At 72.0% G+C, this 11,976-nt stretch carries 11 protein-coding genes; 3 read left to right on the top strand and 8 right to left on the bottom strand.

Going from position 1 to position 11,976, the window contains the following annotated elements; translation table 11 throughout:
* Positions 1 to 97: 97 nt before the first annotated feature.
* On the bottom strand, positions 98 to 2,242 hold the full coding sequence (locus HNR16_RS05145; protein WP_158040457.1) for a DEAD/DEAH box helicase: 2,145 nt from the start codon (positions 2,240 to 2,242) through the stop codon (positions 98 to 100).
* 323 nt (positions 2,243 to 2,565) lie between these two features.
* Here HNR16_RS05145 and HNR16_RS05140 point away from each other — a divergent pair, with 323 nt between their 5' ends.
* Positions 2,566 to 3,222, top strand: a complete 657-nt coding sequence (locus HNR16_RS05140) for a maleylpyruvate isomerase family mycothiol-dependent enzyme (RefSeq protein WP_225737842.1) — start codon at positions 2,566 to 2,568, stop codon at positions 3,220 to 3,222.
* Positions 3,223 to 3,318: 96 nt separating this feature from the next.
* On the opposite strand, the gene HNR16_RS05135 is transcribed toward HNR16_RS05140, so the two are convergent.
* The 4 genes from HNR16_RS05135 to truB are packed head-to-tail and all read right to left on the bottom strand — an operon-like array spanning position 3,319 to position 6,092.
* Entirely contained in the window at positions 3,319 to 4,269 is a 951-nt protein-coding gene (locus HNR16_RS05135) for a bifunctional riboflavin kinase/FAD synthetase (RefSeq protein ID WP_158040459.1), read from the bottom strand.
* Positions 4,253 to 4,732: a hypothetical protein gene (locus tag HNR16_RS05130; RefSeq protein WP_218868381.1), complete on the bottom strand. Its 480-nt coding sequence runs from the start codon at positions 4,730 to 4,732 to the stop codon at positions 4,253 to 4,255. Before HNR16_RS05130 ends, HNR16_RS05135 begins: the two co-directional genes overlap by 17 nt.
* A gap of 50 nt (positions 4,733 to 4,782) precedes the next feature.
* Positions 4,783 to 5,163, bottom strand: a complete 381-nt coding sequence (locus HNR16_RS05125) for a hypothetical protein (RefSeq protein WP_158040460.1) — start codon at positions 5,161 to 5,163, stop codon at positions 4,783 to 4,785.
* Positions 5,160 to 6,092, bottom strand: coding sequence for a tRNA pseudouridine(55) synthase TruB (truB, locus tag HNR16_RS05120; protein WP_158040461.1), 933 nt, complete (start codon positions 6,090 to 6,092; stop codon positions 5,160 to 5,162). The genes HNR16_RS05125 and truB overlap by 4 nt, the downstream gene beginning before the upstream one ends.
* A gap of 88 nt (positions 6,093 to 6,180) precedes the next feature.
* On the opposite strand from truB, the gene HNR16_RS05115 reads away from it, so the two are divergent.
* Positions 6,181 to 7,179, top strand: a complete 999-nt coding sequence (locus HNR16_RS05115; RefSeq protein WP_158040462.1) for a ketopantoate reductase family protein — start codon at positions 6,181 to 6,183, stop codon at positions 7,177 to 7,179.
* 13 nt (positions 7,180 to 7,192) lie between these two features.
* The gene (locus HNR16_RS05110; RefSeq protein ID WP_225737843.1) at positions 7,193 to 8,104 is read left to right on the top strand and encodes an HhH-GPD family protein; all 912 of its coding nucleotides are present in this window, start codon (positions 7,193 to 7,195) and stop codon (positions 8,102 to 8,104) included.
* A gap of 87 nt (positions 8,105 to 8,191) precedes the next feature.
* On the opposite strand, the gene rbfA is transcribed toward HNR16_RS05110, so the two are convergent.
* The 3 genes from rbfA to HNR16_RS05095 form a co-directional block, all read right to left on the bottom strand.
* Positions 8,192 to 8,668, bottom strand: coding sequence for a 30S ribosome-binding factor RbfA (rbfA, locus tag HNR16_RS05105; protein WP_158040463.1), 477 nt, complete (start codon positions 8,666 to 8,668; stop codon positions 8,192 to 8,194).
* A gap of 64 nt (positions 8,669 to 8,732) precedes the next feature.
* Entirely contained in the window at positions 8,733 to 11,597 is a 2,865-nt protein-coding gene (gene infB, locus HNR16_RS05100; protein WP_158040464.1) for a translation initiation factor IF-2, read from the bottom strand.
* Positions 11,598 to 11,672: 75 nt separating this feature from the next.
* Positions 11,673 to 11,975 (bottom strand): YlxR family protein, encoded by a 303-nt coding sequence (locus HNR16_RS05095; protein ID WP_158040465.1) that lies wholly within the window; start codon positions 11,973 to 11,975, stop codon positions 11,673 to 11,675.
* Position 11,976: the final 1 nt, after the last annotated feature.

Below are 11,976 nucleotides of genomic sequence, written 5' to 3'. Positions count from 1 at the left end.
GATCTACCTCCATTGGTGCGTGTACCGCTCGACTTCCGCGCCCGGCAAGCCTATCCGGAAACGTGCGCGCGGGTGACGCCGCCGCCCGGCGGCGGCCTCAGCGGCCGCCGCGGAGCGCGTCGAGGAGGAGGCTCGCGAGCGCGTCGACCTGGATCGAATCGCTCGAACCTGTGGCCTCGTCGCTCCCGTCGAGCGCGCGGGCGGCGAGGCCCTGCTTCGCGTCGATGAGCTCCGCGATGCGCGCGTCGATCGTCTGCGACGCGACGATCCGCCACGCCGTCACGGGCTCCTCCTGGCCGATGCGGTGCACGCGATCGATCGCCTGGGTCTGTTCCGCGGCCGTCCAGCTCAGCTCCGCGAGCACGACGTCGCTCGACGCCTGCAGGTTGATGCCGACGCCCGCCGCGAGGAGCGAGCAGACGATCACCTGCACCTCGGGGTCCTTCTGGAACGCGTCGATCGCGGCCTGGCGTGCCGTCGCCGACTGATCACCGCGGATCGAGACCGTCCGGATGTCGTTCGCGGCGAACGTCTGCTCGGCACGGTCCATGACCTCGATGTGCTTCGCGAAGAACACGACCTTCCCCGCCGAACGCGCGAGCTGCCCCGCGTACTCGGCCGCGAGCTCGGCCTTCGCGCCACCGATCTTGCGCAGCATCGTGAAGATGCTCTCGCCGCTCGAGGCGGCCTTCGACTCCTCGACCTCCTGGCGCGCGATCATGCGCACGCGCTCGTCGTCGATCGTGCCGGGCTCGAGGCCGGCGGCCTTGATCATGCGCTCATAGCGCTCGAGGAGCCTGGCCACGAGTGCCCGCTCCGCGGCCCGCACGCTGCGTCCGACGTCCCCGTCCAACTCGACGGGCATGTCGACGACACGCTTCGAGGGCAGGTCCGCGGCGACGTCGATCTTGCGCCGCCGCACGATGCCCATGTCGATGACGGAGCGGCGCGCAGCGGCGAGGAATCCCGCGTCGGACGGGACGAGGCCGTTCTCCTCGAGCCGTTCCATGAGCGCCGGTGCGGGGCGGTCCCCGTCGAGCCAGCCGAGGAACTGCCAGATCGCCTTGAAGTCGTCGACGTCGTTGATGAGCGGCGTCCCCGTGAGCGCCATGAGCAGCGGATCCTCACCCGGCACGCGTCCACGGATGTGGTTCGCGAGCTGCATGACGAGGCGCGAGCGCTGCGACGCGAGGTTCTTGATGAAGTGCGCCTCGTCGACGACCATGCCCTTGAAGCCGATCTTCTGGAGCCAGCCGAGGTGCCGGTCGAGGATCTCGTAGTTCACGACGAACACGTCGGCGAAGGCGTCGATGTCACGGCCGTCGCCCGAGATGACCGTCGCGCGACGCCGCGGGGTCCAGCGCTCCACCTCGCGGGCCCAGTTGGTCTTGACGACGTTCGGGACGACGCACAGGAGCGGGTAGGCATCGGCGATGGAGGCCGCGAGCACGGACTGTGCGGTCTTGCCGAGGCCGGGTTCGTCGGCGAGCAGGTACGAGCGGTGCCCCTGGCGGACGCTCTCGAGAAGGCGAACCTGGTGCGGCATGAGTTCGCGCCCCGTGGGTGAGAGCCGGTCGAAGCGGGGAGCCTGCGGGAGCTCCATGCTCGCCGAGCCACCACCCGCACCGGTCTCGAAGGCCCGCAGGATCGGGCCGAGCAGCTCCCAGTTCGAGAGCGCCGAATAGTGTCCGTTCGACGGCGTCGCGAGATCGAGACGCGGCGCGTGGAACGGATTCGAGCGGACGCGCGCCGTGACCGACACCGGCACGACCTGGCGTTCCGCGATCTCCGGCGGGACGACCTCGAGGCGAACGGGCCCGGACGGCGCCTCGTCGACGACGACGTCCACCCCACCCGCGAAGAGCATCTGCTTGCGCAGCGCCCGCGCCTGCTCGCTCACGGGGGCCTCGGGCTGGAGGAGCGCGATGAGCGACGTGTCGCGGGCGGCCGTCTTCGCGAGGATCGACGCGAGTCCGTCGAGCCGCTTGAGTGCCTCGGCGCGCTCCGACTCGGTGAGCGAGGGCTCCTCCTTCGCCTTCTGCCGTTCCTCGCGCATGAGCAGCGCGATCACCTGGAACTTGATGCGGTTCGACGGCGAGACCCGACCGCGTTGCGCCGCCGCCTCCACCTCCCGCGCCGCCTTCGCGAGTTGCGGGATGACGCCCGTGTTGTCGACGGGTCGTCGCTGACGGCTCGTCGAGGTCGTGGCGCCTCCGGCGTGTGCGCGTGGGTGACGGGACATGCCCCTCCTCAGATTGCCTGCGTTCGTGCCGTCCGGCCTCCCGGCCGGTCCGGCGATGCGGGCCCGCGTGCCTCGCGGTCGCATGGTGGTGCGGCACTCCCCCGCGACGTCCTGGGACGCTCCGGCACGGAGTGCGATGATCGGTGACGCGCTGATCGGTCAGATATTGATCGGCGTGCTCCTCGCCACAGTGTACGACGGAGGACCCGGAGCACGAAACACCGACGAGCGGAATCAGTCTCCAGAATGGTACGCGATCCGTCCGAGGACTCGCGGCGAGTGTCGTTCGAGCGGACCACGGCCGTCGGTGCGATACTCATGTGGTGTCCGATTCCATCGCCCCCGACCGGCCGTTCTTCACGCCGTCGCCACGCGTCGCAGGCGACTGGAGCGCCCACATCGCGACGTCGCTCGACCGCACCGCCGATGTGCTGGTGGGATTCGACGAGGCGCAGTGGTCGGCCCCGAGTCTGTGCGAGGGGTGGACGGTTCGCGATGTCGTCGGCCATCTCGTGTGGCGCGTCGGCGCCCCGAGCGGGGAGATGCTGTCGACGGCGTCGAAGGCGTACTTCGGTCACCACGTGTCTCCCGACCGGGCGATCGACGATCTCGCGCGAACGGAGGCCGAGGCCCCGACCGCCGCGCTCGTCGCCGATCTGCGTCGTATCGCCGACACGAAGATGCAGGGGATCGGCCGGACGGGGATCACCGAGCTGACGGAGGTCGTCGTCCACGCCTTCGACATCACGGAGGCGCTCGGCGTGCCGCTGCGGCTGAGCCCGCGCTCCACGAGCGCCGTCGCCGTGGCCCGCACGCGCATCCCGTTCTCGGCCGCCCGGCGCGCGGTCGCGAGTTCGACGCTGTGCGCGAGCGACGCACGCTGGTGCATCGGCCGGGGCCCCCGGCGCGAAGCGACCGCGGGGCGCCTCATCGCCGCACTCTTCGGACGTCTCCCGCTCCCGCCCGTCACGTCGGACTGAGGCGCGACGGGCCGCCGCCGAGCACGCGTTCGATCGCGTCGACGCCGGTCGGCGTCCTCGCCGTGTTCGGCCGGGTCTCGCCCGTGGGCGCGAGGGCTACGCCCCCGAGGACGGCGGGACCCCGAGAATGCGCCGTGCGTCGACGACGTCCTCGTTCATGCGCGCGACGAGATCGTCCACCCCGTCGAAGCGCTGCATGCCCCGGATGCGTTCGACGAACGAGAGCTGGACACGATGGCCGTACAGATCGAGCTCGGCATCGATCACGAAGGCCTCGACCTGCTTCTGCGGGACCCCCTCGAACGTCGGATTGTTGCCCACCGAGATCGCCGTCGGATACACGCTCTCACCGTCGTGGAACCACCCCGCGTACACGCCGTCGGCGGGAACGAGCCCCTCGATGTCGGGGTCGAGGTTCGCCGTCGGGAACCCGAGTTCGCGCCCACGCTTCGCGCCGTGGACGACCTCGCCGGACACGACGTGGGGACGACCGAGGACGCGCGCGACGCCCGTGACGTCGCCCGCGGCGAGCAGCTCGCGCACGCGCGTCGACGACGCGCGCTCGCCGTCCGGCCCGGTCTCGTCGTCGGCGACGACGACCTCGTAGCCGAGCTCGTCGGCGTGCGCGAGGAGCGTGTCGACGTTCCCCTCGCCGCGTGCCCCGAACGTGAAGTCGCGCCCGACGAGGAACAGCCTCGCGCCGAGCGCCCCCACGCACACGTCGCGGATGAACGCGAGCGGGCTCAGCGCCGCGAAGTCGTCGTCGAAGGCGAGGACGCACGTCGCCGTGATACCGGCGCGCCGGAGCAACTCGAGCCGTTGACGCGGCGAGACGACGGGATCCGGCACCCGATCGGGTGCGAACACCGAGGCGGGGTGACGATCGAACGTCACGACGACCGGGTTCAGGCCGCGTTCGCGGGCCTCGGCGCGGAGCCGCTCGACGAGACGGACGTGCCCGATGTGCAGTCCGTCGAACTTCCCGATCGTGATCGCGCTCGGCGCGACGTCCGCCGGGACACGATCGAGGTCAGTGATGACGTGCATCCGCGATCCTTGCCTGTGCGCGTTGCGATTCGAGCCACGCGATCCCGAAGATCGGGAGCACGAGCGGGATGTAGAAGTAGCCGCTGCCGAACCTCGACCATACCGTGTCGGCCGGGAACAGCTCGTGGTGGACGAGCGAGAGCCCGCCCACGACGAGAACACCGACGAACTCGAACACGATCGCGGTCCACGCGACGAGGTGACTCCGTCGCCCGCGGCGCACGAGCGCGACCGTCGCGACGATGTAGACGACCGCCGCGACGGCGGAGAGCGAGTACGCGAGCGGCGCGACCTCGAAGTGGCTGAGCAGCTGCACGGCACTTCGGCCCGTCGCGGCGAGCGCGAGGACGGCGTAGACGACCACGAGGACGCGTCCCGCACCGCTCGCGCCCCGGTAGCCGCCGATCGTCGAGCCGTCGCGCTGCGCGCCGCTCGACGCGGGTTCGGTGCTACCTCGTGCCATGACCGATCCAGTATCCCACCGCGCGGGGACCACTCGTGACCGCGCCGCGCTCACCCGCCGAGGAACGGTGGCTGTCCCGTCCAGATCTGCTGCATGCGCACGAGCATGACGGCGACCGTGAGTCCCACGGCGCCGAGGATGACGGTCGACCACTTCGACGGCTCGACGAGGCCCCAGAACACCGCGGCGGGCGGGATGATGAGCGCCGTGACGAGGTAGGCCCAGAACTCGATGCCGTCACCGACGGGGGCGTTGCCGGCCACGGGCGTGACGATCGCGAGCACGACCTGGACGACGAGCAGCAGCTCGACGACCGCGATCGCGCCGACGCTCACGTCGCTCGGGCGACGCCCGACGAGACCGAGGACGAGGCAGACCACGCCGACGATCGCGGCGAGCCCGGCCGCGATCCACGTGAACCAGTCGATCACGAGGCGCCGCCCGTGGGCAGGTTCATGACCGACTTCCAGCCGCCGTCTCGCGGCCCGACGATGCCGATGAGCGCGCCGGTCGCGTCGATCGCCGCGCGCAGCGGCTCGTCGCCCGATCCCGTGCTCCCGCGCGCGATCACGCGTCCGTTGCGCAGGTCCGCGGCGTCCCGTTCGTCGGCATCGAGTCGCTCGAACCGGCGGAGCGCGGCCGCCGCGGGGGCCAGCAGCGCGTCCACGAGATCCGTCCGTTCGACGTCGCTCGCCTCGTCGACGCGGAACGCGCCGACGCGCGTGCGCCGGAGGGCGACGAGATGGGCCCCCACGCCGAGCGCATCGCCGAGATCGCGGGCGAGCGCGCGCACGTACGTCCCGGAGGAACAGGCGACGCGCACGTCGACGTCGACGGCCGACTCCTCGCCGTCCGCACGACGGGGCGAACCCGTCCGCACGAACTCGGTGATGTCCACCTCGCGTGCGTCGAGCTCGACCTGCTCACCGTCGCGGACGCGCTTGTAGGCCCGCACACCGTCGACCTTGATCGCCGAGACGGCGCTCGGGACCTGGCGGATGCGTCCCGTCAGCGACGCGATCGTCGCGTCGATCTCGTCCGTCCCGAGCCGGGCGATCGCGCCGGGCTCGGCTCGTGCGGTGATCTCCCCCTCCGCGTCCTCCGTGTTCGTCGAGACGCCCAGGCGCACGGTCGCGAGATACTCCTTGTCGGCCCCGACGAAGTACGTGAGCAGACGCGTCGCGTCACCGACGCCGAGCACGAGGAGCCCCGTGGCCATCGGGTCGAGCGTGCCCGCGTGGCCGACCTTCCGGGTGCCGAGCGCCCGACGCGTGCGCGCGACGAGGTCGTGGCTCGTCGGGCCGTTCGGTTTGTCGAGCAGGAGGATGCCGTGCGGGCCCGAGGATTCACGTCGCGTCATGTCCGCTCCAGTCTATTGAGCGGCGCACGTGTCGGGCGCACCTACACTGGTCTGCGGCCGGACGGACCGCCGGCCGACGGGAGCGGGCATGCGGATCGGCGTGATCGGCGCGGGTGCCGTCGGGACGACGGTCGCCGCACTCCTCGCGGCCGCCGGCCACGAGGTACACGTCGCCGCGCGCCGCGCGACGGCCGAGACGATCGCCGCAGACGGTCTGCACCTCGACGGCGCCTTCGGCCGCCACGCCGTGGCCGTCGCGGCGGACGAACGCCTGCCTCCTGGCCTCGACCTCGCCCTGTGCGCCACGCAGGCGCACGATGCGGCAGCAGCACTCGCCGCGAACGCCGATGCGCTCGTCGCCACGTCGGTCGTCGCGCTGCAGAACGGCCTCGGCGGTGTCGACACGGCCGCCCGCGTGCTCGGTGGGCGCAGGGACGTGCACGGCGCGCTCGTCCTCTTCGCCGCGACGGGGACGGCCGCCGGACGCGCCGTCGCGACGGCCCGGGGTCCCGTCTTCGTCGGCGCCGGGTCCGGCTGGGCCTCCCCCGCATCGAGACGTGTCGCGACGATCCTCGCCTCGGCACTTCCCGCGCGCGCGGTCGATCGCTTCACGGGTGCACAGTGGGCGAAGCTCCTCGTGAACCACGTCAATGCGCTCCCCGCGATCACGGGGTCGAGTGTGCAGGCGGTGTCGCGCGACCCCGGACTGGTGCGCGTCCTCGCGCGTTCCCTCCGTGAGGCCGTCCTCGTCGCCGAGCGGCAGCGGGTGCGCATCACGGGCCTCGGCCCGCTCCGCCAGGTCGACGTCCACGCGCTCGGCCACCGGCCGTTCGACGACGCCGTCGACGTGGCCCGCAGGCTCGGTCACGCGTTCGGGCCGGTCCCGAATCCGGCGAGCACGCTGCAGGCGATCCGCCGGGGCCGACGGACCGAGATCGACGAGTTGAACGGGCGCGTCGCCACGCTCGCGGCCCACCACGGCATCGACGCTCCCGTCGAACGGACCCTCACTCGCCTCGTCCACGAGGTCGAGCGATCCGGCCGGTTCCTCGCCCCAGGAGCCGTCGTCGCGGCGGTGTCCGCGTGAGGACGACCGCCCCGTGACCCGCACCGAGCTCGTCGACGAGACCATCGACTGGTTCGCCGCGAACGCGCGCCCGCTCCCGTGGCGTGCGCCCGGCACGTCCCCGTGGGCCGTGCTCGTGAGCGAGTTCATGCTCCAGCAGACGCAGGCGGCGCGAGTGATCCCTCGCTGGGAGGCGTTCGTCGAGCGGTGGCCGAGCCCCGCGGACCTCGCGCGCGCCGGCGACGCCGACGTGCTGCGGGCGTGGGACCGGCTCGGATACCCCCGCCGGGCCCTCTGGCTCCGGCGCTGCGCCGTCGAGATCGTCGAACACCACGACGGCCGCGTGCCCGCCACGCGCGAGGACCTCCTCGCGCTCCCGGGGATCGGCCCCTACACGGCCGCCGCCGTCGCGTCCTTCGCGTTCGGCGTGCCGGAGGCCGTCGTCGACACGAACGTCCGGCGTGTCCTCGCGCGGGTCGAGGAGGGCTCGGAGGAACCCTGGGCGCCGAACGCGGCGCGCGACCTCGCCGCCTACCGGGCGCTCGTCCCTGCGCCGCCACCCGACGACGCGACCGCGGTCCGACGCGCGAACCGGTGGAACGCCGCGGCGATGGAACTCGGTGCGATCGTCTGTACCGCGCGCACACCCGCGTGCGAGCGCTGCCCCGTCGCCGAGCGGTGTGCGTGGCGGCGCGCGGGCTACCCGGCGGGACCGACCGCGGGGGTGCCACGCCGCAAACAGGCCCGCTACGAGGGCTCCGACCGCGAGATGCGCGGTCGCATCCTCCACGAGCTGCGCGCAACCACGACCGCCGTGCCCCTCGACGCGCTCCACGACGCGGTCGTGCGGGGCGGACACGACGAACGGTTCGCACGCGCCCTCGCGAGTCTCGAGGCCGACGCGCTCGTCGTCGTCGACGACGGGGCGGCGTCGCTCCCGAGCTGACGCGACGCAGCTCAGGCCGGAGCGCACCGACGACGAGTCGGGGCGACCACGTTCACGTGGTCGCCCCGACTCCTCGTATCGCTCGTGCTACCGCTCGGACGTGCCCTCGGCCCCGTCGACGCCGTGGTCGTCGTCCGCCGCGAGCTCGCGCGGCTTGACGTACGGGTCGGCGTCACCCGCGAAGCTCGCGCCCGCGGACGCCGCGTGCGCGGCCTCGTCGCGCTCCTTCGCCTGCGCGAGCAACTGCTCGATCTGGTTCACGTTCTCGGGCAGTGCGTCGTGGACGAACTCGAGCGTCGGCGTGAGGCGCACGCGCAACTGCTTGCCGACCTCCGACCGCAGCATGCCGGTCGCCGACTTCAGGGCGGCCGCCGTGTCGCGCAGCTCCTCCTCCGTGCCGTACACGGTGTAGAAGACCGTCGCCTGCTGCAGATCGCCCGTCACGCGGACGTCCGTGACCGTCACGAACCCGAGGCGCGGGTCCTTGATGCCCCGGTCGAGGGTCGTCGCGACGATCTCCTTGATGCGGTCCGCCATACGGGCGGCCCGTGCGTGATCAACCATTGGATCTCCTTCTCCCGACGAGAGCGGAGGGGGCCGGACGGTGCCGGCCCCCTCCGTGCGCGCATCAGCCGCGCGGCTTCTCGACCAGCTCGGTGGTCTCGATCTCGTCGCCCACCTGGATGTCGTTGAACTTACCGAGTCCGATACCGCACTCGTAGTCCGTCCGCACCTCGGTGACGTCGTCCTTGAAGCGACGCAGCGACTCGATGGCGAGCCCGTCCGCGAGCACGACACCGTCGCGGATGACGCGCGCCTTCGCGTTGCGCGTGATCGTGCCGGAGCGGACCATGCAGCCCGCGATGTTGCCGAACTTCGAGGAGCGGAACACCTCGAGGATCTCGGCGACACCCGACTGCACCTCTTCGAACTCGGGCTTGAGCATGCCCGTGAGCGACTGCTCGATGTCGTCGAGCGCGTTGTAGATGACCGAGTAGAACCGGATGTCCACCCCCTCGCGAGCGGCGCGCTCGCGCGCCTTCGTGTCGGGGCGCACGTTGAACCCGATGATGATCGCGTTGTCGACCGTCGCGAGGTTCACGTCCGACTCGGTGATCGCACCGACGCCGCGGTGGATGATCCGCAGCTGGACGGAATCGTCGACCTCGATCTTGAGCAGCGAGTCCTCGAGCGCCTCGACGGCACCGGACACGTCACCCTTGATGATGAGGTTGAGCGACTCGACCTTGCCCTCCTCGAGCGCACGCGTGAAGTCCTCGAGGCTGATGCGCTTGCGGCTCTTCGCGAGCATCGCGTTGCGCTCCACCGCCTCGCGCTTCTCGGCGATCTGCCGGGCCGTGCGGTCCTCGTCGGTGACGAGGAACGTGTCGCCCGCGCCGGGCACGCTCGACAGACCCTGCACCTGGACGGGACGCGACGGCCCCGCCTCGGTCACGGTCACGCCGTTCTCGTCGACCATCGCACGCACACGGCCGTAGGCCGTGCCCGCGACGATCGCGTCACCGACGTGCAGCGTTCCCGACTGGATGAGGACGGTCGCGACCGCACCGCGGCCACGGTCGAGCTTCGCCTCGATCGCGACACCGCGCGCGTCCTTGTCCGGATTCGCACGCAGGTCGAGACCCGCGTCGGCCGTGAGCAGGACCGCCTCGATGAGCTCCTGGATGTGGAGCCCCTCGCGGGCGGAGACGTCGACGAACATCGTGTCGCCGCCGAACTCCTCGGCCACGAGGCCGTACTCGGTGAGCTGCGAGCGAACCTTCGCGGGGTTCGCGTCGGGCTTGTCGATCTTGTTCACCGCGACCACGATCGGCACGTTCGCGGCCTGTGCGTGGTTCAGCGCCTCGATCGTCTGCGGCATGATGCCGTCGTCCGCCGCGACCACGAGGATCGCGATGTCCGTCACGTTCGCACCTCGGGCACGCATGGCCGTGAAGGCCTCGTGACCGGGGGTGTCGATGAAGGTGATGGCGCGGTCGACGCCGTCGTGCTGCGTGTGCACCTGGTAGGCACCGATGTGCTGGGTGATGCCACCGGCCTCGCCCTCGACGACGTTCGCGTTGCGGATCGCGTCGAGCAGGCGGGTCTTACCGTGGTCGACGTGACCCATGACGGTGACGACGGGGGGACGTGCGACGAGCACGTCGTCGCCCTCCTCCTCGGCCTCCTGGTCGAGGTCGATCGAGAAGGACTCGAGCAGCTCGCGGTCCTCGTCCTCCGGGCTCACGATGTCGATGCGGTACCCGAGCTCGGCGCCGAGGACCTCGAAGGTCGCCTCGTCGAGCGATTCGGTCGCCGTCGCCATCTCGCCCAGGTGGAAGAGGATGGTCACGAGATCGCCGGGGCTCGCATCGATCTTCTCGGCGAAGTCGGCGATCGACGCGCCGCGGCGCAGCCGCACCGTCGTCTCGCCGTTGCCCCGGGGAACGCGGACGCCACCGATCAGCGGCGCCTCGCGCATCTCGAATTCTGCCCGCTTCGTCCGCTTGGACTTGCGCGCCTTCGACTTCGAGCCGCCGCGACCGAACGCACCCGCGGTCGAACCGCGACCGCGACCGCCACCGGGACGACCGCCACCGCCGGTCGCGGGACGACCGGCGAATCCGCCGACCGTGCCCGGGCGACCGCCGCCGCCACCCGCACCGCCGCCGGGGCGGGCGCCGGGGCGACCACCCTGACCTGCGGGGCGCGCGCCGGGAAGCACGCGGGGCTGGCCCGGCCGGGGCGGCTGGACGCGACCGGCGCCACCACCGGGGCCGGGACGAGGACCGGGACGGGGGCCGCCTGCGCCGCCACCCTGACCCATGCCCTGCTTCGCGGCGAACGGGTTGTTCCCGGGGCGCGGACGCCCCATGCCCTGGCTCGACGCGAACGGGTTGTTGCCGGGACGCGGCCCGGGCCGGGGCCCGCGGGGACGCGGGATCGCCGACGAGTCACCGGCGTCGGCGGGCTTCGCCGCACTCGGCGTCGCCGCACCGGGCTTCGGCGCCGCCGAACCGGGCTTCGGTGCGCCACCGGGCGTGACGGCGTCCGTCGTGGGTGCTGCCTGCCGCCCGGGCGTGGGAGCCGCCTGGCGCGCCTCGGCGGGTGCCGTCGTCGCGGGCTCGGGCTTCGCGGCGGGCGCCTCGCGCTCCGGCGTCGTGGGGCGCGCGCCACCCGGCTTGGGGGCGCCGCTGCGAGCACCGGGCTTCGGGCCGGCGTTCCCGGACGGGACCGTCCGGGCACCGGGCTTGGGCGCGCCGGCACCGGGCTTCGGTGCACCCGGCCTGGGGGCACCCGCGCCGGGCTTGGGTGCACCGGCACCCGAGCCGTCGCCGGTCTTCAACGCCTCGCGGAGTCGCCGGGCGACCGGCGGCTCGACGCTCGACGATGCACTCTTGACGAACTCGCCCATCTCCTGGAGCGTCTTGAGCGCGGTCTTCGAATCGACGCCCATCTCGGCGGCGATCTCGTGTACGCGTGGTTTTGCCACAATTCTCCTGTCTCAGGGCCTGCCCCGGGATCAGGAGCAGACCACTACTGCTGGAAGTGCCTCATCGTGAGCCACTCATGAGTTGTCCATGGTCCGTTCAGCCTTCTCTGTTCGTGCCGGCGCCTGGGCGTCGGCCAGTTGGCGTGCGTACTCACGTGCCTCGGCGACATCGACCCGGCCGTGTCGGAACGCCCGCCCGAAAGCGCGGCGCTCGATGGCCCGTCCGATGCACGCCGCACTTGGATGCAGCCACGCGCCACGGCCCGGAAGCCTGCCGTCTCGGTCGAAGCGGATCTGACCGGAGACGGCGACGACCCGGACGAGTCCGGTTCGTTCCTGGCGCGAACGGCAGCCGATGCACGTTCGTACGGGGTCCATA

Origin of the sequence: Pseudoclavibacter chungangensis, assembly GCF_013410545.1 — a bacterium.
Lineage (GTDB): Bacteria > Actinomycetota > Actinomycetes > Actinomycetales > Microbacteriaceae > Pseudoclavibacter > Pseudoclavibacter chungangensis.
The sequence above is the reverse complement of the archived record's forward strand: the minus strand, read 5'-3'. Positions and strand labels throughout refer to the sequence as shown.